This window comes from Desulfomonilaceae bacterium, assembly GCA_041662605.1.
In the GTDB taxonomy this organism is placed as follows: Bacteria; Desulfobacterota; Desulfomonilia; order Desulfomonilales; family Desulfomonilaceae; genus CAJBEZ01.
This window is the reverse complement of the sequence record JBAZSD010000002.1, coordinates 137,798-164,790: the sequence shown is the minus strand read 5'-3', so window position 1 is coordinate 164,790 and position 26,993 is coordinate 137,798. Positions and strand designations below refer to the sequence as shown.

The 26,993-nt window shown below is 48.1% G+C and carries 22 protein-coding genes; 18 read left to right on the top strand and 4 right to left on the bottom strand.

Features of this window, described 5'->3' with window-relative positions:
• Positions 1-22: 22 nt before the first annotated feature.
• Entirely contained in the window at positions 23-811 is a 789-nt protein-coding gene (locus tag WC647_02155; GenBank protein MFA6221097.1) for an IclR family transcriptional regulator, read from the top strand.
• A gap of 36 nt (positions 812-847) precedes the next feature.
• Here WC647_02155 and mobB read toward each other — a convergent pair whose 3' ends face one another.
• Entirely contained in the window at positions 848-1,351 is a 504-nt protein-coding gene (mobB, locus tag WC647_02150) for a molybdopterin-guanine dinucleotide biosynthesis protein B (protein ID MFA6221096.1), read from the bottom strand.
• Between the two features lie 184 nt (positions 1,352-1,535).
• Here mobB and WC647_02145 point away from each other — a divergent pair, with 184 nt between their 5' ends.
• Positions 1,536-2,792 carry a glutamate-5-semialdehyde dehydrogenase gene (locus WC647_02145; GenBank protein MFA6221095.1) on the top strand — a complete coding sequence of 419 codons (1,257 nt, stop codon included), beginning with the start codon at positions 1,536-1,538 and terminating at the stop codon, positions 2,790-2,792.
• Between the two features lie 80 nt (positions 2,793-2,872).
• Positions 2,873-3,388 carry a hypothetical protein gene (locus tag WC647_02140; GenBank protein ID MFA6221094.1) on the top strand — a complete coding sequence of 172 codons (516 nt, stop codon included), beginning with the start codon at positions 2,873-2,875 and terminating at the stop codon, positions 3,386-3,388.
• Positions 3,389-3,483: 95 nt separating this feature from the next.
• Here WC647_02140 and WC647_02135 read toward each other — a convergent pair whose 3' ends face one another.
• From WC647_02135 to WC647_02125, 3 genes are read right to left on the bottom strand one after another with little or no spacing between them, the layout of a single operon-like run.
• On the bottom strand, positions 3,484-4,218 hold the full coding sequence (locus WC647_02135) for an ABC transporter ATP-binding protein (GenBank protein ID MFA6221093.1): 735 nt from the start codon (positions 4,216-4,218) through the stop codon (positions 3,484-3,486).
• Positions 4,219-6,051 carry a branched-chain amino acid ABC transporter ATP-binding protein/permease gene (locus WC647_02130; GenBank protein MFA6221092.1) on the bottom strand — a complete coding sequence of 611 codons (1,833 nt, stop codon included), beginning with the start codon at positions 6,049-6,051 and terminating at the stop codon, positions 4,219-4,221.
• Entirely contained in the window at positions 6,052-6,930 is an 879-nt protein-coding gene (locus tag WC647_02125; GenBank protein MFA6221091.1) for a branched-chain amino acid ABC transporter permease, read from the bottom strand.
• Positions 6,931-7,369: 439 nt separating this feature from the next.
• Between WC647_02125 and WC647_02120 the strand changes: the two genes are divergently transcribed.
• From WC647_02120 to WC647_02050, 15 genes are all read left to right on the top strand, one after another.
• Positions 7,370-8,512 carry a saccharopine dehydrogenase NADP-binding domain-containing protein gene (locus WC647_02120; protein ID MFA6221090.1) on the top strand — a complete coding sequence of 381 codons (1,143 nt, stop codon included), beginning with the start codon at positions 7,370-7,372 and terminating at the stop codon, positions 8,510-8,512.
• 20 nt (positions 8,513-8,532) lie between these two features.
• Positions 8,533-9,780 carry an aminotransferase class III-fold pyridoxal phosphate-dependent enzyme gene (locus WC647_02115; GenBank protein MFA6221089.1) on the top strand — a complete coding sequence of 416 codons (1,248 nt, stop codon included), beginning with the start codon at positions 8,533-8,535 and terminating at the stop codon, positions 9,778-9,780.
• A 343-nt stretch (positions 9,781-10,123) separates the two neighbouring features.
• Positions 10,124-11,311 (top strand): CoA transferase, encoded by a 1,188-nt coding sequence (locus tag WC647_02110; protein MFA6221088.1) that lies wholly within the window; start codon positions 10,124-10,126, stop codon positions 11,309-11,311.
• Positions 11,312-11,360: 49 nt separating this feature from the next.
• A complete protein-coding gene (locus WC647_02105) occupies positions 11,361-12,152 on the top strand; it encodes an electron transfer flavoprotein subunit beta/FixA family protein (protein MFA6221087.1) in 792 nt (263 codons plus the stop codon).
• Positions 12,153-12,250: 98 nt separating this feature from the next.
• Entirely contained in the window at positions 12,251-13,450 is a 1,200-nt protein-coding gene (locus WC647_02100) for an electron transfer flavoprotein subunit alpha (protein ID MFA6221086.1), read from the top strand.
• A gap of 36 nt (positions 13,451-13,486) precedes the next feature.
• Entirely contained in the window at positions 13,487-14,620 is a 1,134-nt protein-coding gene (locus WC647_02095) for an acyl-CoA dehydrogenase family protein (GenBank protein MFA6221085.1), read from the top strand.
• An 87-nt stretch (positions 14,621-14,707) separates the two neighbouring features.
• Positions 14,708-15,403: a GntR family transcriptional regulator gene (locus tag WC647_02090; protein ID MFA6221084.1), complete on the top strand. Its 696-nt coding sequence runs from the start codon at positions 14,708-14,710 to the stop codon at positions 15,401-15,403.
• Between the two features lie 27 nt (positions 15,404-15,430).
• The gene (locus WC647_02085; protein MFA6221083.1) at positions 15,431-15,826 is read left to right on the top strand and encodes a cobalamin B12-binding domain-containing protein; all 396 of its coding nucleotides are present in this window, start codon (positions 15,431-15,433) and stop codon (positions 15,824-15,826) included.
• 11 nt (positions 15,827-15,837) lie between these two features.
• On the top strand, positions 15,838-17,466 hold the full coding sequence (locus tag WC647_02080) for a methylmalonyl-CoA mutase family protein (protein ID MFA6221082.1): 1,629 nt from the start codon (positions 15,838-15,840) through the stop codon (positions 17,464-17,466).
• A gap of 94 nt (positions 17,467-17,560) precedes the next feature.
• The gene (locus tag WC647_02075) at positions 17,561-19,663 is read left to right on the top strand and encodes a hydantoinase/oxoprolinase family protein (GenBank protein ID MFA6221081.1); all 2,103 of its coding nucleotides are present in this window, start codon (positions 17,561-17,563) and stop codon (positions 19,661-19,663) included.
• A 104-nt stretch (positions 19,664-19,767) separates the two neighbouring features.
• Positions 19,768-21,492, top strand: a complete 1,725-nt coding sequence (locus tag WC647_02070) for a hydantoinase B/oxoprolinase family protein (protein ID MFA6221080.1) — start codon at positions 19,768-19,770, stop codon at positions 21,490-21,492.
• 86 nt (positions 21,493-21,578) lie between these two features.
• Positions 21,579-22,871, top strand: coding sequence for a phenylacetate--CoA ligase (locus WC647_02065; protein ID MFA6221079.1), 1,293 nt, complete (start codon positions 21,579-21,581; stop codon positions 22,869-22,871).
• A 70-nt stretch (positions 22,872-22,941) separates the two neighbouring features.
• The gene (locus tag WC647_02060) at positions 22,942-23,832 is read left to right on the top strand and encodes a xanthine dehydrogenase family protein subunit M (GenBank protein MFA6221078.1); all 891 of its coding nucleotides are present in this window, start codon (positions 22,942-22,944) and stop codon (positions 23,830-23,832) included.
• 172 nt (positions 23,833-24,004) lie between these two features.
• Positions 24,005-24,517, top strand: a complete 513-nt coding sequence (locus WC647_02055) for a (2Fe-2S)-binding protein (protein MFA6221077.1) — start codon at positions 24,005-24,007, stop codon at positions 24,515-24,517.
• Positions 24,518-24,620: 103 nt separating this feature from the next.
• Positions 24,621-26,987 carry a xanthine dehydrogenase family protein molybdopterin-binding subunit gene (locus tag WC647_02050; protein ID MFA6221076.1) on the top strand — a complete coding sequence of 789 codons (2,367 nt, stop codon included), beginning with the start codon at positions 24,621-24,623 and terminating at the stop codon, positions 26,985-26,987.
• Positions 26,988-26,993: the final 6 nt, after the last annotated feature.

Sequence of the window (26,993 nt, the reverse complement as noted above, 5' to 3'; positions counted from 1 at the left end):
CCATCGAATGTGGGGCCTCGGTATGAATTCGAAGCAAAAAGCTGTTTCAGTATCTTATTCGGCGCCAATTGTTTCAAAAGCCATGCGTGTCCTAAGAATGATACTTTCAGAATCCGAGAATCCGGGAATAAGTGAAATCGCTTCCAAACTGAAACTGGCCAAATCCACCACCCATGGGATACTCGCCGCTTTGGAAGAAACCGGTTGGGTATTGCGGGATCCAATTACACGAAAATATACCTGCGGATTTACAACGAGAAAAATAGCCGAAATTGCGGCTGTCAGGATCCCTCTGGTTGAGATGGCCAGACCTTATCTGGAGACCCTGAGTATGCGACTCAATGAGGATGTTTTCCTCGGAATGTGTGGAGGGTCTAATTTATTGATTCTTGATCAGATTGAATCAGTCAAGGATCTGCGGATAACAGCTAGGCCAGGGACGCGTCTTTCACTCTTTGCGGGCGCAGTGGGGAAAATCTTTCTCGCGTATCACGACCCTGATGATCTTCAAGAAATCTTGAAAAAAAATCCTATCCCCCGTTTCACTCCTCATTCGGTAACCGACCCTGTATTGTACGTCGAACAGCTCAATGAAATCAGGGAAAGAGGAATTGCCTTCGATCATGAAGAATATCTTATGAATGTTTCCGCAATAGCGGCTCCTATATTCCATGGGAAGAAAAACCGCAGGCGCATGGTAGCCGGCTTCTGGCTGGTAGGTCTGGACTTGGCTCAATCTTCCGAGAAAATGGAGACGGCGAAATCCTTGGCGCTGGAGACCAGTGAAGCGATATCCAGAGCTATAAGCTAAAGTAAATCCTTCAGCCCAGAGTAAGGTCCCCAGAGATTAGCGGCAAGCCACAAGGAATTTGTTTTCTATAAAGTCGGCTAATGGGGCCGGATTATTAAGATCGAATATCGGGACACCGACTGGGGCGGTCTCAGGATCTCCAGCTATCGCAATCAGGTTATCATCTTCCGAGCACAGTAACTCCCTCCGCATCTCGCTTCTAAACACCTCTATTTTAGGGAGGGTTTCTCGCTTGAAGCCTTCGGTCAGGACAATGTCCACATCTTTGATAAATTTGTCGCGTAACTCAGTTAGTGTATGATCGTGGTCTGAATCCAGAACTATGGCTATCTTTGAAGGTGATGATATCAAGGTGATCGTGGCTCCAGCTTTTTTGTGACGCCAGGAGTCTTTCCCCTCATGATCTATTTCGAAAGAATGGGCGTCGTGTTTGATAGAACCAACTTTATATCCTCTATTAGCAAGTTCTCGTATCAATTTTTCCAGTAATGTTGTTTTGCCGGAATCTGATTTACCTACGACAGAGATTATTGGAATCATATAACAGCCCTTTCAAAGTCCTGAATTGTCGCCACTCATTTTGGTCGGTTCAGGATCATGTGGTATATCGGTTGATAAATCAATAACTCAGTGATAATCATAATCTTCTAAAAAACGAATGGTCTTTACAAGGTTATCATCGAAGATTAACCTGGATCAAGAGACAATGTAGTTGGAGACAGCCATGTCCATAAGAGAAGAAGTTTTTCAGTTGGCGAAAATCACTCATGAGGCGGCGGCAGACGCGGCTAGGCTTTCGATGTCGCTAAAGAGTTCAATTTTGAATGACGTAGCCGAAAAGATAAAATCCCGAAAAGAAACCTTGCAAAAAGAAAACCTGAAAGACGTCGAGTCAGCAAGAAGCGGAGGCTTATCCGCAGCTATGATAGATCGTCTTACACTGTCAGATAAAGTAATCACTCAAACGGTCGATGGTCTCCAGGAAATCGCCGCGTTTCCGGATCCGGTAGGAGAAATCACGGGGATGTGGGTGAGACCCAACGGAATGAGGGTCGGAAAGATGAGGATTCCTTTAGGTGTTGTCGGCATTATCTATGAATCCAGACCCAACGTGACTGCCGACGCTGCTGCGCTTTGTCTCAAGGCTGGGAACGCCGTGATTCTTCGAGGGGGATCTGAGGCTTTTAATTCAAATTTAGCCATCGTGAAGATCTTCAAGGAGACCCTGAAAGAATCAGGAGTCAACCCGAATGTTGTGAATTTAATGCCGACGACTGACAGGGAAGCCATCACGCATTTATTGAAGCTCGAAGAATTTATAGATCTCATAATACCCAGAGGTGGTGAAGAACTCATAAGGTTCGTTTCTCAAAATTCCAGGATTCCTGTAATCAAGCATTATAAAGGTGTGTGCCACCTCTACGTGGATCAATTCGCCGATCAGGAGATGGCGGTCAAGATAGCGCTAAACGCCAAGGCGCAAAGACCCGGAGTCTGCAACTCGCTGGAAACAATGCTAGTTCATGAAGCAATAGCTTCGGAATTTCTTCCGAAGGTGTCTGCTGAATTCAAGAAAGCCGCTGTTGAACTAAGAGGATGTCCAGACAGCAGGGCCATCGTGGAATGGATGGTCCCCGCCACTGAAGAAGATTGGTACGCGGAATATCTAGATCTTATTCTCTCGGTAAAAATCGTAAAAGACATGGATGAAGCAATTAGGCATATTGCCAAGTACGGGTCATTGCATACAGAGGCCATTGTTACCAAAGATTATGATTCAGCTCAGAAGTTTCTGCGGGAAGTCAATTCTTCAACAGTGTTGGTAAACGCGTCCACAAGAATGAGTGACGGTTATGTATTTGGGCTTGGAGCGGAAATAGGTATCAGCACTACCAAAATTCACGCTTATGGACCTATGGGAGTCCAGGACTTAACCACAACGAAATTCATAGTGCTTGGGGAAGGGCAAATAAGGGAGTGAACAATTCTCACTGATCTTTAGTCCGAATATTCTCAAACCTTGCCCGCCTGGTGGGATCAGTAATATTTCGAGGTAACGAATTGACAGAGATTCGCAGCACAATTGATATCATGATGGAACGAACGAGGGGCATGCTCCTGTCCGACGAAGAAAAAAAACGGCTAAAGAATGAAGAACTTCAAAAAAAGGCTAAAGGCTACGCCGTGAAGTTTCTTGAACCCGCAGGCTCTAGGCAAGCTGCGCTTTCAAGCTTAAATGGGGAACCTCAGGAATACAGGTCTCTTCTCGAAAAGCTGGTTTGGAAGGAAATTGTCACAAAGATCTCGACGGAAGCGGACGTGAACACTCTCTTTGAGAGATTCGAAGAGTGGCCGTTCGCCACTTCAAAAAAATCAGAAATTGAGAGCTTTAGAACAACCTTCAAAAATCAGGTGAAAAACAAGAATAAGGATAAAAAGACGATTCTTGAACGCGAAAAAAAGAAACTGGCGGATGCGGGAATTTCCGGTTCGGCGGTCGTCCCGAAATTCTCCAAAGAAATGGAAACCGCGGGTCTAACGGAACTGATAGAACAATTCAGAAACGCCCTTTTATAAACTGAGTAAAATTACCGTAAAAACAAGCTGATTATCGTTTTTGAAAGATCGCATATTTTCGTGCCTAAAGATCCCTCAAAAATTTGTCACCAACATCAGGAAGTTTTTACTTCAAGATCATTTCCCAGGTAAGCTCGACGGACCCTCTCGTCTGTCATGAACACATTCGAGGGTCCACTAAACGTCACACGCCCTGTTTCAAGAAGATAAGCCCTGTCTGAAAGAGCCAAGGCCGCTATAGCGTTCTGTTCAACAAGGAGTATGGTCCGACCTTCATTTCTCATCTCCTTGATAATACGGAAAACCTCTTGAACAATTATTGGAGCTAAACCTAAAGATGGTTCATCCAGCATTAGCAATTTTGGGTCAGACATCAGGCCACGCGCAATTGCGACCATTTGCTGTTCTCCGCCCGACAGGGTCCCTGCTGATTGTTTGCGTCGGGACTTCAATACCGGAAATCTTTGAAACACATCTTCCATTCGTTTGTTGAAGGCCACACTCCCAATTTTGGCCGGCCAAAGATAAGCTCCCATTTCGAGGTTTTCCTCGACAGTCATAGGACCAAATAGCTGACGATTTTCCGGGCACTGAACGAGTCCCTGCTTCACAAGCTTATGAGCAGGCGCCCTGACAATGTCGGCGCCTCTGAATGATATACGCCCCACCATATCGGTGTGTAAGCCCGAAATACAGTTTAGCAAAGTGGTCTTACCGGCTCCGTTGGCCCCTATGAGCGCAATTATTTCACCTGGGTTTACTTCAAGGGAAACGCCCTTAAGCGCTTCATTTCCTTGGTAATAGGCGTGCAGGTTTTCCACCTTCAACATTTACAGAGAGCCTCCAAGATATGCCGACAAAACCGCCTGATTCTTTTGCACCTCTATTGGGGGGCCTTCGGCTATTATCGTTCCGTAGTTCAAGACGACGACCTTGTCTGAAATACTCATGACAACATTAATATCATGTTCCACAAGTAGCACGGTAGTCCCTTTCGACCGGATTTTCATCATAAGTCCGGCTATTTCGATGGATTCAGCCCGGTTCAACCCGGCGACAGGCTCATCAAGTAATATAAGTTCAGGGTCGGACACGATGGCTCGGGCCATTTCCAGTCGCTTTTGCTCGCCAAACGATAGTTGGCCTGCAGGTAAATCGGCTTCCTGTTCCAAACCGAAGAATGACAAGGCTTCCATAGCTTTTTCACGAATGAGTTTCTCTTCTCGCCGGAAAGATGGAGGATGTAACATCGAAATGAAGAATTCATTGTGGGATATGACATGCGCTCCCACCATCACATTTTCCAGGACCGTTATGTTATCGAATATCTGAAGATTCTGAAAAGTTCTTGCCATACCCATTGCAGCTATTTGATAGGGACGCAACCCCTCGATCCGATTGTTCCGAAAAACAATTTTACCCCGGTTGGGTCTGTAAACTCCAAAGATCAGATTGATCGTTGTTGTTTTGCCTGCTCCATTTGGTCCGATCAAAGAAGTGATGCTCCCCTTCTGAACTTCAAATGTCACTTCCGAAGCAGCCGTAATCCCCCCGAAGCTCTTGGCGATATCGTATATCCCCAGGATAATATCATGTGGTCCTTCATGCCTTGTTGTAAAAGAGAGATCCGAAAGCGGAATTGCTCCAATGGTTTCCAGGCAGGATCTATCTGAGCAATCATCAAGTATGTTTTTATTTCTTTGCCGTCTATTCTTTCTGTAAATATTCAGTTTCTGTAAAATTCCAGAAATGAGACCCTCTGGAGTTAGAATCAGAATCACAACCAGGATAAATCCGTAAAATATGTCCTTATACTCATCAAAAGAACTTAGAATGTTCGGCAGAGAGGTAAGAAAAGCAGAGCCGAAGAGCCCTCCCCATATACTGCCCATCCCGCCGACTATTACCATGGTCACCAATTCCACGGAAAAGAAAATATCAAAAGTCTTTGGACTTACAAATGATAAATAATGGGCGTAAAGACTTCCAGCCACAGAAGCGAAGACAGCGCTAAGAACGAACATTTTGACTTTATACTTGTTGGTGGGAACTCCCATACAATTCGCCGCAGATTCGCCGGAACAAAGCGCTCTTAATCCTCTTCCAACTCGAGACTTCGAGAGGTTCAGGCCGAGGACAATTCCGATGAAAGCCGTTGACCAGATCAAGAAGTACATCTTTATATCTGAATCAAAAGCCCAGTGACCTATTGCCAGAGGAGGGACACCGGGGAAACCCGAAGGCCCACCTGTAACCGAATCGCATTGCACTATTATTATGTTTGTTATCAGGTTGAACCCGAGAGTCGCCATAACCAGATAGTGGCCGTGAAGCTTGAGCGTTGGGATTCCAATGACTAGAGCTATCGTGGCGGTAATTAGAGCCGCTAGAACTAGGGCCAACCATGGAGAGACACCGTAGGTCACGGTAAGAATTGCTGAAGCGTACGCTCCAATGCCATAAAATGCCGCATGCCCAAGTGAGACTTGTCCGGCATAACCGATCAACAGAGTGAGCCCTACCACAATGATCGTGTTAAGACCTATGATATTGGCTACATTTAGATAGTACGGATTGGAGAGCAGTAAGGGGAAAAGAACGATAAAAACAGCAAGAATAACCGGGCCCAAGAGCGATTTGCCACCGAATGATCTGATCCTCATCTAAAGTCGCTCCGTGTTGCCATGGCCCAGTATCCCGCTTGGTCTAACAAAAAGTACTAGGAGAAGTATACCGAATGCAATTACATCCTTGTAGGTTGATGAAATAACGCCGGCCCCGACTGATTCCAGCACACCCAGAAGGAGTCCCCCAAGAACTGCCCCGAGACTGTTCCCATAGCCGCCTAGGACGGCAGCGGCAAAACCCTTTAATCCCAACATAACGCCAATATCATAGGAAAGAGTGGTTATGGGAACGATGATTATTCCGGCGATCGCTCCAAGCGCTCCGCTGAATGCAAAAGAAAGCATAACCATTGAATTGACGTTTACGCCCATCAACAAGGCAGCTCTCGGGTTACAGGAAGCAGCTCTCATGGCCTTCCCCAACCTGGTTCGGCTGAAAAAATATTGAAGCCCTATCACTGACAAAAATGTTATGCCAAAAATCCAGAGATTTTGGGGCATAAGTGTAGCCCCAGCGAAGTTTATAGGGGTGTCGCCTGAAAAAGGAGGCAATCCCATCTGGTTCTTTCCCCATAAAATTTTGAACACACCCCTGAGAAAAATTGAGACCCCTATAGTAATAAATACAAGGATGACAATACTGCGAGATCTTGCCGGACGAATGGCCACTCGTTCCACCAGAGCCCCGACGACCGTGACCGCTAGGACAGACAGTGGAAAAGCCACGATCAATGGCGCTTTAAGGCTCAACAGTAGCGAATAAATGACCAATCCACCTAGTGAGACAAAATCACCCTGGGTGAAATTAACAATTCCTGTCGCGTTATGAATGATGCAAAATCCCAAGGCGATTAGGGCATAAATGCTTCCGGTTGTTAAACCGGCGACTATGAATTGGGCTAGGTGGTCCGTCATTGGCCTCACCAATTTGATCCAATTTTCGGCGAAAGGCGGACATCAGCCATCGGGTAAAGTTCAAACTCCAGTATCCGGCCGAAGTCAGCTATCGATGTTTCTCAGCGTTTCAAGCACATATGTCAATCAGTGTGATGAAAAAAGTTTTGTAATGGTCATATTTCTTAGATCTTTAATCTTGTATACAGTATACTAAGGTCGGTCGTCAATCCATTATGCGTTGCTCTCAACCATGGGTTGGCATATTCCGCTTTTTACCGTTTAACTTGAATCCCCCTGGCGCGCTCCACGGTGTCCTGTCTCACATACAGGACGGAGAATTCATCGCTCCTGCGCTGGGGGAAATGACGGAAAACATTCAACGGTAAAACGCGGGTCCGAGAATCCACGAAATGTGGTGGACGCGGGACGATTCCCGAATATCAAGGAGGAATGATACATGCGTGCATTTGTACTAGGAGGAGCCGGTGGTATGGGTCAGGGTGTCGCGCGGGACCTGATTAAACAACAACAGATCTCGGCCGTTGTACTGGGAGATTTATTCCCTGACCCGGAACGATTGGCGTCGAAATTGCGCCAAAGCGAAAAAGTTAATCTGATCAAGATGGATGTGAATAATCATGCAGGTATGGTTAGCGCCTTCAAGAATATTGATGTGGTGATTAACTGCGCCGGCCCCTTTTATAAGACTGCTGTTCCCGTCGCCAGGGCGGCCGTTGAGGCAAAGGTAAACTACATTGATATATGTGACGATTATGAAGGAACAGAGGTTCTTTTCAATTCTGAGATAGATGGACTCGCCAAAGAAGTGGGCATCACCGTTCTCACCGGGATGGGCTCGGACCCCGGAACTAACAACGTTCTTGTGAAGTGGTACGCAGACCATCTGGACAGTGTTGAGGACATTTATCTCTACTGGGTAGTGAGTATTGCCGAACTTGCAGGAGCTGCTTGGGACCACAGCCTTCATATGACCCTTGGGCAGATACCCCAATATATGAATGGCGAACTGGTCCAGGTGGAAGGCGGCGCCGGAGAAGTGACCGCTGACTTTCTGGAGCCCCTCGGTACCTGCAATCTCCGCTACGTCGGCCATCCCCAGCCATTGACCATCCCCAAATACATCAAAGGTGTGAAGAACGTGATAATCAAAGGCGCTCTTATTCCCCTATGGGTGGATGAGTTGATAAAGCAACAGAAGGAAACTGGCTTCTTGGGGACAGAATCCATTGATGTGAAAGGCGCCAAGGTAACGCCTTATGATCTTGCGCTGAAACTTTGGGAAACTATTCCTGAAGGACGGGACAATGGCCCCCAATCCTCTGGGCTCAAGGTCATTGTTAAAGGACAAAGAGACGGCGCCAACGTTACTTACACCGCCGACATGGTCGGAAGAATGGCTCCAGGGACCGGCCTTCCCGCATCCATTGCAGCGCTTATGATGGATGAAGGTAAGGTAACCGAAAAAGGGGTGGTCGCCCCTGAAGGCTGCATCGATCCGGCGACATTTCTTGCGGCGTTCTTAAAAAGAGGGGCAAAAATCCATCAGTCGGAAACCATTTCGTCGCTGGTTCATGTTTAGCGCAGGACAGGAGACTCCCCATGAAAGAGATAAGCAAACTCAACATAACAAATAGCCGAAAACTGTTTGAAGAAGCCATCGAACTTATACCTGGAGGCGTTCTGGGCGCGAGAAAGCCGGCCGACTTTATCGAAGGAGAATATCCGATTTTTCTGGAAAGCGGCAAAGGTTGCAGGCTGACCGACGTTGATGGCAACGAGTTTATTGATTTCCTTTGCGGTTACGGCCCCATCATCCTGGGTTACCGCGAAGAAGAAGTAGATGAGGCGGTTTACAAGCAGATAAGTGAGAAAGGATTCTGTTTCACCCTGACACAGAAATACCAGAATCTGCTTGCCGGGAAGTTGACTGAACTTGTGCCTTGTTCTGAGCGAAGCGTCTTCTTGAAGACAGGTTCTGACGCCACTACAGCGAGTATTCGTATCGCTAGGGCATACACAAATAAACTCAAGGTGATGCGGTGCGGGTACCATGGATGGCATGACTGGTGTGTGGAAATGAAAGGCGGGGTTCCAGCAAAGTTCTATGAAGATGTGTTTGAATTTCAATACAATAACCTTGATCAGCTCGCGGACCTAATGGCAAAGCATGGAGACCAGACTGCCGCTATCATCATGACTCCTTTCGGTCATCCCAACCATCAAGAGATGCAGACCCCAAAACCGGGCTTTCTTGAAGGGGTTAGAGAGATCGCTGACAGGTACGGCGCCGTGTTGGTATATGATGAAATCCGTACCGGTTTCAGGCTTTCAATGGGAGGGGCGCAGAAGCTTTATGGCGTCACTCCAGACCTTAGCGTTCTTGGGAAAGCGATCGCCAATGGCTATCCTATCTCTGTTGTGACCGGGAAAAAGGATGTCATGATGTCGGCCGCTCACAAACTTTTCATTTCATCGACCTTTTTCCCAAATAGCGATGCCTTTGTCGCAGCGCTAAAGACCATAGAAATCCTTGAGCGGGACAATGTGCTGGAAAACATCTGGGAAAAAGGCGAAAGGTTCATTAAAAAGATCCGCTCATTGATAGATAAACATGATGTGGGAGCTGAACTGACCGGGGTGGCGCCCATGTTTTACATCACATTCAAGAAGGAAGATACCGGCGCATACAAAGGCAAGCGCAAGGATTTCTACACTCAGATGATCCGCAGGGGATTCTTTTTTTCTCCATACCATCATGCGTATATCAGCTTCCGGCACGCTGAAAACGACTTGGAACTGACTTTGGAGGCAATTGACAAATCTCTGGCCGCCATAAAAAGAAACTAGGCTATCTGCGCAAGTTCGTGGCGGCGCCGGCCTCAAAACAGGGACATGATTTCGTGGCTTTTTCAGGCTTTTCGAGAAACCTGAGAATGCTGGGAAGTCATGTCCCCGACTATGCTCTAATTGAATAGATCAGCAAATCGCAAATAGCGCGCTCTCGCAAATATCTCTGATCTTGTTGTGGGAAGTCACGGGTAAAAAAACAGTTGACAGCTAGTTCGTCTGTGACATAATTGTTGTATACTGTATACAAAGCCTTTCCAGGGATTGACTACAGTTTTATTCGGCGAGTTGCTAATTAAACGCGCCTCACATCCATGCTGGTGGGCAAACCGAGGAGACAGTGATGAAAACCTTGTACGATTTAAAAGTTCTTTCTCTGGAGCAGGCGATGGTGGTGCCGTACTTGACTTATCGGTTGGCCATGGATGGCATGCAAGTCATTCGTCTCGAAAATCCGGCGCAAGGTGACCCTAATCGTATGGTAGGGGACAACGTTCTGAATGAAGAACGCATGAATTCCTATTTTCTTTGTATTAACGCCGGTAAAAAGGCTATCACGCTCAACCTTGCTCAGCCTGCCGGACGGGAATTACTGCAGAAGCTCATCAAGGAATTGGATGTCGATATATTTGTTACTAATCAATTACCCCGGAATTATAAAAAACTCGGTATTGATTATGAGATCCTTAAAGCCGTCAAGGAAGATATAATATGGATGGGCATTACCGGTTTCGGCCCAAACAGCGATGAAGGCGCCTATGATCCAGTTCTCCAGGCCCGGTCCGGATTAATGGATCTCACAGGCGAACCTGACAGGGAACCTCAGGTCCTGGGCATCCCGCTGGCAGACCTTGGCACAAGCGAACATGCGTACGGTTTGCTGATGAGGGCGATTTTCAACAGATCAGTTACCGGGCAGGGTTGTCGGATTGATTTGTCCATGTTTGACTCTTCAGTTTCCTGGCTGACTGTCCCTATCACTATGACGGCGTCCTTTGGAAAACATATTTCCCGTTGTGGTAATACACACGAATTTTTTGCTCCAGTTTCTGTTTATCAAACCAAGAACGGATTCATCTATCTGGCGGTGGGAAATGACCGCCAATGGAAGGCAATGGTTGCGGAGGGACTCTTCAGTTCTCTAGATAAGCCGGAATATGGGAATAACGCAGGACGTATCAAAGATGTTACAAGTTTAAATGTTGCCTTGAACTCAATAACAAGCGAACACACTTCAGAGGAGTTGATTACATTTTTCACAGCAATCACAGTGCCTGTAAGCAAAATTAACTCTATCTCCGAGTTGATTTCCGAACCCTCTGTTCAACGGCGGTTACTGTCGACTCTAGATCCCAAAACGAAAATGAGCGTCACTTTGACTCCGCCACCGCATATGACCTCATTTCTCGAGAGCAATAATCTCCAAATGACATTTCCCCCGCGTCTTGGCGAGCACAACGAAGAATTTTACGGAAAATTGGGGTTTTCAGACCAGAATTTGACCAAATTGAGAGAAGACGGAGTTATCTAGTTCCAGCGGGAAACGCTCAAAATAAAGAGCGAGCCAGAGAGATATTATCATGAACATTATAGTGTTGATCAAACAAGTACCTAGCATTTCCGAAGTCAAGCTTGACCCTAAGACGGGCAACCTGATACGTGAAGGTATTGATACGATTATCAATCCCGACGATGTTCAAGCGCTTGAAACAGCAATCACTTTAAAGGAAACCCTTGGGGCCACGGTTACTGTCCTGACCATGGGGCCGGTCCAGGCAATTGACGCTCTTTCCGAAGCTATAGGAATGGGCGCCGATGGGGCTATTTTGCTTTCGGATCGCGCGTTTGCCGGCGCAGACACTTGGGCGACATCTTTTACTCTTGGAAGAGCGATCCAACGAATTGAAAAATTCGATCTCATATTGGCAGGTCGTCAGGCCATCGATGGAGACACTGCGCAAGTGGGGCCACAGGTGGCTGAATATTTGGATCTGCCTCAAGTTACCTATGTATTTGATATCGAAACAGTTGAGGCCGGCTACGTTCAGGTTAAACGTCGGCTCGAAGACGGATACGAGCGCATCCAATGCTCATTACCCGCTCTTTTGACCATAATAGCCGGCCCAGTTAAGCCACGCTATCCTCAGGTATCCAGGCTGCTTTCGGCTTGCCGCGAAAAAGCGCCTATTCAGGTTTGGAATGCCGCCGACATTGGCGTTACAACCGCCGAGGTCGGCATGAGCGGGTCTTTTACGCAGGTCGTCAAAACATTCGCTCCCAAGTTTGAACGTCAGAGTGAGTTCCTGGAAGGCAGGGCATCTGATGTTGTTCAAAACCTTATAGAGCGCTTTAAACAAAACAAGCTTATCTAAACGCCTGTATATAAATTTTCTTGTCGGACAAGACCAGCGCCTTCCAAAATGACAGGGAGTCAGTTTGCAGATTGGACGAATGAACATACGAGGTAATAATGGCAGTTTGGGTCGAAATCGATCTGTGTGACGGATGTCGCCGATGTAAGAGAGAGTGTCCGTATGACGCGATAGAGTTGAAAGACGGTAAGGCGCACATAGTGGACCGGTGTACTTGTTGTGGCGCATGTTTGGAGGTATGCCACCATAAGGCCATCCACACTGATGTTCAACCAAAAACCATACCGGATTTTAGCGAATACAGGGGTGTATGGGTATTCGCAGAACAGCGTGGAGGCCACCTCAACAGGGTGTCCGTGGAGTTGTTGGGCAAGGCCCAAGAATTGGCCAAACAGTTAAACGATAAGGTCTCGGCAGTCTTGATCGGCCACAATGTAGCCGACCTCGCAGATACTCTAATTCAGTTCGGCGCTGACATTGTGCATTTATCAGATGGCGAAATCTTTAGTAACTACCGTTCAGAGCCTTATTCATATGTCTTTGACGAACTCATTACAGCGTACAAGCCCAGTATTCTGCTAATGGGCGCCACCCATATCGGACGCGATCTCGCGCCAAGGGTCTCCAGGCGCACAGGTTCAGGACTGACCGCCGATTGTACCGAACTCTCCATTGAGCCTGAAGAAGGCATCCTTTTGCAAACCAGGCCGGCCTTTGGCGGTAATGTCATGGCCACTATAGCCAATCGCTTTTCACGTCCCCAAATGGCTACCGTTAGACCCGGGGTCATGGAGTTACTCCCTACTCCAGGCAAAGAAGGTGTTGTAATCGCCCACGATTCTAAAGTCACAGAAGCTCAGGTCAGGACCAAAATTCTGGAGTTTGTCAAAGAAGAATCTCCACATGTGGATCTGTCAAAAGCCAAGATAATTGTAGCTGGTGGACGTGGTGTTAATGACTTGGCGGGATTTGGGCTCCTTCAGGAATTAGCGTCTGCGCTGGGAGCGGAAATAGCCGGTACTCGCGTTGCGGTTGAGGCTGGATGGATCTCCGCTTCTAACCAAGTGGGACAGACCGGTGTGACAGTTCGGCCGGAACTATATATTGCGTGCGGAGTGTCCGGAGCTATTCAACATCGGGCTGGAATGATGGATTCCAGGTTCATTGTGGCGATAAACAAAGATCCCTACGCTCCTATATTTAAGGTAGCCGATTGGGGAATAGTCGGGGACCTGGTTGATATCGTCCCCGAATTGACGAAGCAGTTGCAAACGTTATGCGAGGTTATGTGTGATTAGCCCCAAATCCATGCGCTGCGTAGAAGGGTCCTTGAAATGATTAGATCAAATCCCGAAGAACTGATTCGAAAGAATATAGCCAGATTTGTCGACAATGAAATTATTCCCATTGCGCAGGAATTGGACAACAAAGGCGAATTCCCTCGAGACATTTTTAAAAAGTTGTCCCAGATGGGGATTTTCGGAATTCGCTATCCACGCAACAGAGGCGGCGCAGGTGGCAATACCACATTATTCTGCATAATATGTGAAGAGATTAGTAGGGGATTATTGAGTGTGGCCTCAATTGTCGCCATGCAAAGTTTGATGGGTACCAATTTCCTTTTCCATCACGGAACAGAAGAGATGTTTAAGGAATATTTTTTACCTGCAATGCAGGGCGAGAAAATAGGGTGCTTCTGTATGACCGAACCCGAAGCGGGTTCCGATTTGGGGGCGATAACCACAAGGGCCACCGAAGTTGACGACGGGTATCTGATAAACGGGATGAAAACTTGGGTCACTGACGGGCCTGAAGCCAGTTTTTACACGGTCATGTGTCAGACCGACCCGAGCAAGAGGCTCCGAGGGATTGGGTATTTCTTCATTCCTCGTGATTTTCCCGGCGTTTCGCTCAGTTCGCCATTCAAGTGTTTGGGGACGCGCACGACCCCTATTTGTGAGGTGGCCTTCAAAGATGTTTTGATTCCAAAGGAATATCGGTTAACCCCGGAAGGGGAGGGCCTAAATGCGTTCCTTAAAATCATCGCCGAGATTCGGACGATGACAGCCGCACTGGCTATTGGGTTGCAACGCGCCGCAATGGCCGATTCTATCAAGTACGCCAATGAGCGCCTGGCTTCCGGTAAACCTATCGGAAAATTTCAACTCGTTCAGTCCAAGATTGCAAACATGGCCACTAATCTGGAGGCTTCCAGATTGATGACCTACAGGGCCGCCGCCATGATAGACGCGGGCCAAGAAGCATTGAAAGAATCGACCATGGCAAAATACTTTGCCACGGAAGCGGCTTGTAGCGCGGCCGACGAGTGCACACGCATTTTCGCCGGCTATGGTTATTCTATGGAATACACCGCCCAACGTTATTTCCGGGATACACGGTTTTTGCTCAACGGCGGCGGTACCCATGAAGTGTTGCAATGTAACATCGCACGTTGGGCTGGAATTTGATTACAAATTGTATGCCAATCCTTAAGGCGTCCCTTTGTTATTCCCAATTGACGCGGTTGAGTTAAGGGACCGAAAGTGTTTAACAGGATGGACCAGTTAGCAAATGCTTTAGAGCCATTGGAGGAAAGAAGATCCTCAGGCCAAATCGTATTCGAGCGTTTATGGCAGGCCATTACCTGTGGGGATATACCGAATGGCAGCCGAATAATCGAGAATGAAATTGCTTCACGAATGGGAGTGAGCCGTACACCTGTTCGCGAAGCGATTCATAAACTTGAACGAGAAGGCCTTTTGGTACGACGTCCGCATGGTGGGTACGCCGTTACAGGATTAGTCAGAGAAGATATTCAGGAATCTTTTGAAATAAGATCGGTTCTGGAAGGGTATGCGGCAAGGTTGGCGACTATCGAGCACACGTCCAAGGATTTGAAGCCTTTAGCGGATAAAATTAGTGACTTTGAAACGTGTCTTAATGCCGATGATCTGGAGTCGTTGCCTGAAATTAACACCGGATTTCACGATATGCTTTACTCGTTGAGCGATAATCGCCGATTAATCAAAATTATCAATGACTTTAAAAATCAATTTCTTGGTTTTAGAAAAATAATTCTCAAGGATCGGGCACTGGCCCGGGTTAGCCACCAGGACCACCTAGAAATGTTGGCTATGATGCGTGAGCGGCGCGAGGAAGAAGTGGAAAAGCTGGTAAGGGAACACATTTTGAGAGGAATGGCGGCTGTCCTTGATCAATATGACGAACACCAGTTTGATCCATTGACCTAAATTCTGGTGAATGGAAGGGAATGCATTATGGAATACAAAAAAAGAATACGGGTTCTTGTCGCCAAACCGGGTCTGGACGGTCACGATCGTGGAGCCAAAGTAATTGCTCTAGCCTTAAGAGACGCTGGGATGGAAGTTTTGTATTCTGGACTTCATCAAAGCATTGAGCAGATAATTTCCACAGCGGTCCAGGAATCGGTTGATGTCATCGGTTTGAGTGTGATGACCGGGGCTCATCTGCCCATTTGCGCACGATTGATGAAAATGCTGCAAGAGAAAGATTTGTCCGACGTTTTTGTGGTAGTTGGCGGTGTAATCCCCCAAAACGACATTCCTAAACTGGAGAAAATCGGCGTTAAAGGGGTTTTCCCGGGAGGGACCCGGTTCGAAGTAATAATTGATTCCATTCGGGCTTTGTTTTAACGGAGGGACCAATGGGTGTTGCAAAATACATAAAAAACCAGTCAGATGGCATAGATAAGGTTATCTACCAATCGGGAATAGAAGTCAAACCGTGCTACGGGCCCAAAGACCTGGAGGACATCGGTTTCGACTATGATGAGGATTTAGGAGACCCTGGCCAATACCCCTTTACACGTAGCATTCACCCCCAGGGCTATCGCTCCAGAGCATGGACCACACGCCAATATACCGGTTTCGGGACGCCTCAGGACACAAATGAGCGTTTCAAATACATGATAGCTCACGGGCAGAATGGCCTGAATGTAGCCTTCGACCTACCTACCCAAATGGGTTATGACTCCGATAGTCCACAATCTGAAGGTGAAGTGGGACGAGTCGGTATGGCGGTCGATTCTCTCCAGGACTTTGAGATTGCCTTTAAGGATATCCAGTTCGACAGGATAGGCTCTGGACTAACCATAAATGCAGTGGCCAGCATAATGCTGGCAATGTACCAGGCCACCGCAGAGAAGTATGGCTATCCCAAAGAAAAAATCAGCGCTACACCTCAAAACGACATACTTAAAGAGATGATCGGAAGAGGGGCCTGGATTTTCCCGGTGGAGCCGAGTGTGCGGCTGGTTTGCGACACTATCGAGTACTCAGTCAAAGAGCTTCCACGCTGCAATCCTGTGAGCATTTGCGGCTATCACATTCGTGAATCCGGGGCTACGCCAAGTCAGGAAGTCGGTTTCGCGTTCGAGATCGCGAAGACATATATTGATAATCTTGTCGGCCGTGGTCTTGCGCCGGACGATTTTGTGGGCCGCTTTTCTTTCAACCTGAATGTCTTCGGTAATCTGTGGGAACAAATCGCTAAATTCCGTGCCGCTCGCAAACTGTGGGCCAAGATGCTGAAGGAAGAATACGGCGTGACTGATCGGAAGAACCTGTTTTTACGAGGCCTTTTTGGCGGTGGCGGCAGTGGATTAACCAAAGAGCAGCCGGAAAACAACATCATCCGTGGCGCCTACTATGCGCTGGCGGCAGCTCTCAGCGGCGCTCAAACTACGGCGCTATGCTCTTTTGACGAAGCTTTTACGATACCAACCCCAAGGGCCGCTCTGCTGTCTCTACGCACACTAGAGATCCTGATGGAGGAAGTTGGATTACGAGATACTGTTGACCCACTTGCGGGATCTTACTTCGTGGAAACCATCACGAAGGAGATGGAAGACAAGATTAAGGAAGAAATGCTGCGTGTCCAGAAGATTGGGGGTATGACAGACGCAATTTCGTCAGGGTACATCCAGCGTGAGGTGGCCAGGCAGGCTTATGAGTTCGAGAAAAGCCTCCAAAACGGCGAGATCATTAAAGTCGGTGTAAACAAATATACCGAAGGTGAGCAACCGGATGTTGAACTCCACGAATACGACGATTCCTGGGTCAATACACAAATTTCCGGACTGAAAGAGTTACGACGAACGCGTGACAACCGCGAGGTCAATCGTTCATTAAAAGCGCTTGAAAAAACGGCCAAATCCGAAAACAACGTTATGCCTGCCCTGGTGGATTGTTGCCAGGCTTACGCGACGGTTGGTGAAATGACGGGTGTATTTCGGGATGTCTTTGGCGAGTGGGATGAGCCTTGCTTATTCTAACTCGTATCCTGTTGCGATTTTTGCTCTCGGCAAACCATAAGACTTCGATAGCGAGGCGCAATTTCTTTTAGTTCAGGTCAACATTGGAGAACTCATGAAAAACAGCGCATTCCGGTTGGGGTGTGATATTGGTGGCACATTTACCGATTTCGTGCTCGTAGACGATAATACAGGAGCGTTTTCCATATACAAATGTTTGACCACCCCGGCTGATCCTTCAGATGCTGTTGAGACAGGAATAAAGGCGCTGGAAAGCCAAGCTCCAGGATTTATACCGGATTTGGCGGAGGTTATCCACGGCACTACGCTGGTCATCAACGCCATTATTGAGAGAAAAGGCGCCCGTACCGGATTAATAACCACGAAAGGATTTAAGGACGTCTTGGAGCTTGGCCGTGAAATACGGTATGACGCATACGATATTTTCTCCGAATACCCCAAGCCGCTTGTCCCCAGAGCATTACGAACTGAAGTGGATGAACGAATGACCAGCGATGGCCGTGTTCTGCAACCTCTGGACCCAAATGAAGTCAAATTGGTTATACGGTCTCTCCTCGACACTGGTATCGAGTCGCTGGCGATCTGTTTGATAAATTCATACGAAAATCCTGAACACGAAGCAATAACCAAAATGTTGGCGGAAGAGCTAGCTCCAGGCTTGTCTGTGTCGGCGTCTTACGAAGTGCTACCGCAAATTAGAGAGTATGAACGAACTTCCACTACCGTCACAAACGCATACGTAAAACCCATCACGGTGAAGTACCTTCACAAACTCTCCGCCCGCTTGCAATCACTGGGCTTCAACGGAAAGCTCTTTATTATGCTTTCCAGTGGAGGGATCACCACAGCTTCTACCGCCGGTGAATTCCCGGTGCGGATTATCGAATCAGGCCCCACGGCGGCGGTGATAGCTTCCAAACACTACGGCCGTATGTTTGGAATCAAAGATATTTTTTGTTTCGACATGGGCGGAACTACCGCCAAATCATGCCTTATTCAAAAAGGTGAGGCCGGATTGGTTTCGACTTTTGAAGTCGGACGCGTGCAACGTTTCAAAAAAGGCAGCGGACTGCCTATTCAGGTTCCTGTAGTTGATTTGATGGAAATTGGAGCTGGAGGGGGCAGTATTGCCCGTATCAGTAAAATGGGTCTTTTACAGGTCGGTCCTGACAGCGCTGGGGCCGATCCGGGGCCGGCCTGCTACGGACTGGGCGGTGAAAACCCTACGGTGACGGACGCTGATTTAACACTAGGTTATTTAGACCCGAACTACTTTCTGGGTGGCGCTATGCCGCTTGATTTGGACGCCGCTCATAGAGCAATCGATGGAAAGGTCGCGAAACCACTAAATGCGACGTTGATCGAAGCGGCGTTTGGTATCCATGATTTGATAAACGAGACCATGGCGGCTGCCGCAAAAACCCATATAGCCGAAAAAGGCGGCAATCCCAACACTGTCACATTGACCGCCTTCGGCGGGGCTGGTCCGGTACACGCTTACGGGTTGGCTAAGAAAATCGGAGCGCCTAGAATAATCGTCCCACCCTTGGCAGGCGTTGGCTCAGCTTTAGGTTTTTTCACCGCTCCTGTGGCGTTCGATCTGGTTCGGAGCCACCGAGTCGAATTAGACGAAGTGGACTTCAACAGCATCGAAAAGCTTTTTGCAGAATTGGAAGAGGAGGCCGCAGCTATCCTCAAGCAAAGCGGCGCCGTGGACGGTATCGAGTTTGCTCGCTCCACTGATATGCGATTTGTTGGACAGGGAGCGGAAACGAATCTGCCTATTCCCAACAAGGCTTTCAATGAGTGGCAAAAAAGTGAAATTCGCGACTTTTTTGATGAGAGCTATAAACGGCTTTATGGCCGTACCTACCCGGATACACGGGTGGAATTCATATCCTTCAGGGTGCGAGCCAGTCTCCCGCAACATCCCTTTCAAATCCCGCGCATAACCTCCAGTAAGGGAACGCTACAAGATTGCGTTAAAGGAAATCGCGAGGCTTTCTCCTTGATCCAAAAGAAATTTATTCCCTTTACTGTCGTTGATAGGTTGAAGTTATTTCCAGGGGCCAGGATAAAAGGCCCAGTCATTATTGAAGAAAGAGAATCCACTATCGTTGTGGGTGAAGACGCGAACGCAGAAGTTGATGACTATGGCTTTGTGTGGATCACCTTTGTGGGGCATGGCCAAACCTGATTCCTGGGTTGTCCTCGATTAGAATTTATTAAATGGGATCAAGAGGCTCGATGTGTTCGTCATGAAACAACTGATTGGAACTAATTTTGGACGGAGAAATTAACATGCGGGAAAAGTTCGATCCAATTACCCTTGAAATTCTCTGGCGCCGATTAATTTCCATTGTGGATGAAGCCGACGCCTCAGTGGCCCGGACGGCCTTTTCCAGCCTGTTGCGAGATGCCCACGACTACACGTGCATGTTCACCGACAGTCAGGGTAGGGAACTTGTGCAAGGTACCCTTTGCACCCCGGGCATGGCTGGCGCAATGGCGCTCGGGGTAAAGAAAATTATCCATTCTCTGTCACATGCTGAATGCAAACCGGGCGATGTCATCATTGTCAATGATCCATGGCTACTAGCGGGGCATTTGAATGATGTATGCGTATTAAGTCCCATATTTTACAAAGAGCGCATAGTAGCTTTCACCGCTTGCGTTTTTCACCACTCTGATATTGGAGGCCGTGTCGCTTCCGACAACCGGGAAGTCTATGAAGAAGGCCTCTTTATTCCTCCGTTGAAACTTTATGACGCGGGCGTATTGAATGAAGCTGTGTTAAATCTGATCCGCTGGAATGTAAGGACACCCGAGCAGGTAATTGGTGACATTCGGTCACAGGTAGCCTCCAATCACGTTTGCGCCGAAAAAGTTGTAGAGATGCTCTCTGACGAGGGGCTTGATGACCTGGAAGATCTTGCCGAGGAAATTATTTGCCGAACCGAAACAAGTATGCGACAAGCTATCGAAAAAATTCCCAAAGGCCAGTATTGTTATAAAGGGCTTATAGAAGGCGCTGGTACGCGGGAGGACATAAACATCAATCTGGCTGTCAATGTTATGGACAGCGACATTCTTGTAGATTTTGAAGGCACTTCTCCGCAGGTCAATTGGGGAGTAAACGTAGTATACAATTTTACCTACGCATATGTGTTCATGGCCCTGAAAAGCTCTTTCGACCCCGATATTCCCATTAACGAAGGTTCTACAAGACCAATTCGAATGGTGGCTCCCGATGGTTGTGTAGTCAACTGCAGTTTTCCTGCCGCAGTAGCGGCCCGGATGCAGGTAGGTCATTTCATGACTGAAATGGTATTTCGAGCGCTTTCCCCGGCTGTGCCGGATCGCATAATCGCCGGTAGTGGAGGGACTCCTGCCCAAACGAACATTTTTTACGGTCGGGATCGCAACGGAAAACCCTGGCACACCATGATCATACGTGGGGGAGGAATGGGCGCAAGCAGCTCAATGGATGGACACCATTGCGCAATTTTCCCCGCCAACGGAGCCAATACTCCCGTGGAAATACTGGAAAGCGATACCCCGCTAATCGTAGAGGAACGATCCTTGCTACCCGATTCGGGTGGTCCAGGGGAAAAACGTGGCGGTTTGGGTCGAAAAATGGTCATCCGTGTGCCAAATGGCGAGCTAGCGTCTCAATATCCACTTACGATCGCTGTCCAGGCCGGCCGATTTCGCTATCCACCCGAGGGGCTTTTCGGTGGAGGTGATGGCTCGAAAGCGCGTTTTCTCAGGAACGAAGCGCCAGCGGACCCTAGTGGCCTAACCTTTGCCATGCCCGGTGATCGGATCGCCTTTTACAGCGCCGGTGGCGGCGGTTACGGAAATCCGTTTGAGCGTGATCCTAAAGATGTCGTTGAGGACGTCCAAAACGGTTATATAAGCGTTGAAAAGGCTTACGAAGATTATGGCGTTGTCATTTTACCGGACAGCTATATGTTAGATGAAGTGGCGACTGCTGAATGCCGCGAGGGACGTCGGAACAGATGAAGTGACGGGAGTAGTTCCTGATTTGTTACAAGCATTAAGCCTGTCAGACAAAGAGTTAACCATGTAATTTCCCGAGGTGATTCTTGATGCCCAAAACTTTTATGCCGTCTTTTGCAAATATTTCTGAACTGCGAGACCATCAACTGGAAGGTCTCATATGGACAGTACGGCACGCCTACTCTGGTTCACAACATTATCGAAGCGCAATGGAACAGGTCGGGTTGAAGCCCGGCGATATTAAGTCCCTAACTGATATTGAAAAATTACCATTTACAACAGCGGACGATTTGAAATCGGGGTACCCTTTTCCCCTCTTGTCAGTCCCCTTATCCGACGTAGTCCGTATTCACGCATCCTCTGGAACCACTGGTAAACGCAAAATCCTCACTTATACACAAAATGATCTGGACGACTGGGCCAATTTCTTTGCAAGGTGTTATGAAATGGCTGAACTTACAGTAGCCGATCGGGTTCAGATTGCAGTGGGCTATGGTGTTTGGACAGCCGGGGTAGGCTTCCAGTTGGGATGCGAGCGTTTTGGCGCTTTGGCTGTGCCTGTGGGACCAGGAAACATCGACATGCAATGTGAATTTTTGGTCGACCTGCAGTCAACGGTTTTGTGTTGCACTGCATCCATGGGACTTCTCATGGCCGAGGAAGTGAACCGCAGAGGACTAAGGGATAAAATCGCTCTCAAAAAAATGATTTTTGGGTCGGAGCGTAGCAGCGACGCCATGCGCCAACGGATTGGGGATTTGCTGGGTTTAGAGCATATGTTCGATATTCCAGGAATGACCGAATTGTATGGTCCGGGTACGGGACTGGACTGCACGCGTCATGAAGGCATTCATTATTGGGCCGATTACTACATATTGGAGATCTTGGACCCGGACACTCTGAAACCTGTGCCTCCGGGTGAAATAGGAGAAATGGTCGTTACAACTCTGAAAAAAGAGGCAGTCCCATTGATTCGCTATCGCACGCGAGACCTTAGTCGCTTGATCGAACGACCGTGCTCTTGTGGCAACATTATGCCACTTCATGATCGCATCCTGGGGCGCTCGGATGACATGATTATTTTTCGGGCAGTAAATGTTTATCCGGGTCAAATCGATTCAGCGCTTTCAGTAATTGACGACATAGGTTCTGAATACCAGATTTTAGTTGATCGTGGTGATGATGGTCGAGATTACATGACTTTACGTGTGGAGAGTCACGAGAGCGTTGACAAGGCTAAGAGCCCAGATCTCAAGCGCAAAGTGGAAGCCGCCATAAAAAAGGCCCTTTTGGTAAGTTGTAACGCCGAAGTCAATGATTATGGCTCTTTGCCCCGCTCCGAAAGAAAATCCAAGCGAGTGTTTGATAACCGCCCTTCGTAGAGATTCTCGTCTCTGATTTGTGTCGAGCTTATATTCGCCTGTCTTAGCCGAAAACCATCTAGGCGAGGTAATGATGAAAAAATTTAAATACCTAATCCCTAAAACGCTTGATGAAGCTGTTTCATTAAATCAGTCTCACGAGGGTTCAGCTATGTACGTGGCCGGTGGGACGGACGTAATGGTCAAAATTAAGTCCGGCAAACTGGCTCCCGATTATCTGATCTCTCTGAAACACATTGGTGTGGGATCTCAACTCGGGGTGAATCGGGAAACCGGCGCGTTGCACATAGGTGGTTTGGTCACTCACCGCGCGCTTGAGACGTCTTCACTTATCAGACTCCAATACCCCATCATACATGATGCCGTACAGCGGATCGGATCAACACAAATACGAAATGTCGCCACAATTGGCGGTAACCTGGTTAACGCCGTTCCCTCCGCTGACGGCGCTATTCCATTAATTGCGCTGGACGCTCGGGTAAACATCTACGGAAGCGCAGGAGAACGCACTGTCGATTTAGTTCATTTTTTTGAGGGTCCTGGTCAGACAGTAATGGACCCGGGAGAAATTGTTACAGAAATTGTTGTTCCGAAACAACCTTCTCGAACTGGTGGAGCTTACCAGAAATTTGGCCGTCGGGCGGCCATGGAACTTCCCTTGATTGGTGTCGGTGTTCTGATCACTCTTGAAGAAGGTTCAAACCGATGCGCCAAAGCCAGGATAACTTTAGGGGTGGCGGCCCCTACACCTATTCGGACTTTGACTGCGGAACGATACCTGGTTGGAAAGGAAGTTACTGAAAACACGTTGAATGAAGCCGGAAAGCTGGCGGCGGAGGAATCCCGAGTTCGAGACAGCGTTCGCGGCTTGGCCTGGTATCGCCGTGAAATGGTATTGGTCTTTGTTCAACGTATGGGTGTGAAATGTATGCAGCGGATCAAAGAGACAGAAGCGCTATAAAAGGCGCGACGCCAGGACCTGATTTGAGGCAAAGCCTTTTAGTTAGCCCGGCTGGATCTACAGTTTAATACTGGTCCGCAAAAACCGTTGATCGTGTCTCTTGATTCAGGTTTCCTACAATCCCGTAAATAGGCTCCAGATTGGAGTTTTCAACACTAGTGGAGGCTTCTGTATGTCCAGAGAGATAAAATTCTTGTTAAACGGCGCTCAAACATGTGTAGCGATAGAGGACGACTGGAATCTCCTGTACCTATTGCGTGAAAAACTTGGTTTGACAGGGGCAAAGGAAGGTTGCGGCCGCGGCGAATGTGGGGCCTGCACGGTTATTGTGGATGGTCTGGCCGTCAATTCGTGCCTTTACTTTGCAGTAGAGATAGACGGAAAGGAAGTCTTGACCATAGAGGGGCTTGCTGCCGCTGATGGAACATTGCATGCTCTTCAAGAATCATTTGTTAAAAATGGAGGCATTCAATGTGGCTTCTGCACCCCAGGTATGATTTTGTCAGCAAAGGCCCTGCTAGATGAAAATCCACAGCCCTCTGAGGCGGACATAAAGCAGGCATTAGCTGGAAATTTATGCCGCTGCACTGGGTATGTCCAGATTGTTGAATCAGTCGAGGCAGTTGTCGACAAAAGTTCTGGAGAGATAAATGCAGCGGTCAGGGAATCTGGAGATTCTGACTAACTTTCATGACTTACGGGGCGATGACCGAAGATGAGTGTGAGTAAATTGGAGTCACAATTTGTGGTTCAAAGAACAGGCATGAATCTCAAACTGTTACATCCTAATGCAACCTGCTTATATGATCGACGACCACGAAAGGAATGGTAAGAAAGAGATCATGGAAGAGTTCACGGTGATTGGGAAACGGATCTCAAAGGTTGACGCCGTAGATAAGGCCACGGGACGCGCACTATACATCCAGGATTTTAAACTACCCGGAATGCTGTATGGAAGGATTCTCTACAGCAAGTACCCACACGCTCGAATCATAAGGGTTGACACTGAAAAGGCTAAAGACTTGCCCGGCGTAATCACGGTTTTAACGGCCGCAGATATCCCTCCGGTTCGCCTTGGTTTTTACAAGGACAATCCTCTCCTGAAGGCTGGGAAAGTTCGGTCCTACAGGGATGAAGTGGCGGCAGTTGCGGCCACGGACCCGGAAACCGCTAGAGAGGCGATTAGTCTTATTGATGTTACTTATGAGGCCCTTCCAGCAATTTTCGATCCTGAAGAAGCCCTAAAACCTGAAGCGCCTCTGGTCCATGAAAACCACAAGACCAATCTTCTTAAAATGCCTTGGAGTCTCCATTACGGCGATGTAGAGGCAGCCAAGCTTGAAGCGGCCTTTAATGTTACGGAACGCTTCTCCACCACTTGGGTTACACACTGTTGTATGGGAACAAGTGGAGCTATTGCGGATTTTGATCATTCCGACAATTTGACGGTTTACACGAATACACAAATTCCGTCACTTGCGCAGAAGGATTTTCAGGAAACCCTGAAGGCTCTCGGTGTTAAAGACAAGCGTGTTCGAGTCATAAAACCTTCTATTGGTGGAGGTTTTGGCAGCAAACTGGACACCTACGCTTATGAACACATGGCCATTCTTCTTGCATGGCATGCTCGCCGCCCAGTCAAAATACTATTTGAACGCGAGGAAGAATTTATCGCCACATCGCCACGGCAACCAACAGTCACATATATCTCCATGGGGTGCGACAGGGAAGGAAGACTGCTCTACCGCGACATGTCAATGGTCCTGGATAATGGAGCATATACCTCATGGGGGGCCACCACGCCGTCGGTCATGATGATGCCGATCACCTCGCTCTACCGGGTGCCGAATGTGCGATACTCAGCTAAATGTGTTTATACCAACAACACTTACAGCCAGGCTATGCGTGGCTACGGCAACCCGCAAGCCACCTTTGCCATCGAAAGCGCTATGGATATGCTTGCCGAAGCTGCGGGGATCGACCGTGTTGAATTTAGACGGATAAATTCAAACCAGCCCGGTGATGTAACACCCCAAGGTCTGCGCATAACAAGCTGCGGGCTTCCGGAATGTATAGAAGCGGTCTCGAAAGACCTTGAATTCGGTAGAACCAGGGAAAACGGTGTTGGCGTTGGTCTAGCGTCATTGATACACGTTGGTGGAGGGGCCAGGATTTATAAATCCGATGGCTGCGGCACGATCATCAAAATGGATGATTACGGTAAAGTGGATGTGTTCACAGGCGCTTCGGATATGGGCCAGGGAGCTGATACAATAATAGCCCAGATTGTAGCCGAAGAACTCGGGGTTAAAGTGGAAGATGTCCATGTATTCCACCAAGATACTGATATCTGCCCCTGGGATGTAGGGGCCCATGCCAGTCGCACTACGTTTGTGGCCGGTAATTCTGCTCTAGGCGCAGCCAAGAAAATTCGGAGCCGTCTTTTCGTTATGGCCTCCAAGGCCACCGGGGTCGATGAAGACAAACTGGTGTTAAAAGACAGGGCTTTTTTTGTAGAAGGTAAACAGGTTTTGCCGATTGCAAAACTGCTGCGAGGGTCCCATTTTACTCCTAGAGGCGAAATGATGATGGCCGACAATTTTTATGATCCACCCAACGAAAACATGGGCCGTGATTTTCGTGGTAACATGTCGGCGACCTATTCATTTGGCACTCATGGCGTTCGGGTGAAGGTGGACGAGGCGACCGGCAAAGTCGAAATTCTTGATTACATCGCCGCTCATGATGTTGGACGGGCGATCAATCCCCTGTTGCTCGACGGCCAGGTCCATGGCGGTGTTCTGATGGGAGTAGGTTACGCTCTAACCGAAGAGGTTATATTGCAGAACGGGCGAAACATGAACCCAGATTTTCGGGACTATAAGATCTTGACGGCAATGGACGCAATTCACTCGAAGGCAGTTGTCATAGAAACCGTTGACGATCAAGGCCCGTTTGGGGCAAAGGGCATTGGTGAGCCTGGATGTGTCCCGACAGCCCCTGCCATAGCTAACGCCATCTATGACGCCATCGGCGTTAGGATAAAGGACCTGCCTATAACCCCGGAAAAGGTCCTCGCAGCCATCAAAAAGAAAAATGGGGCCGTTAGCTGTGGAATTGACGTGTTCACCCAAAAAGAACAGCCATGTGAATAAAGCGTG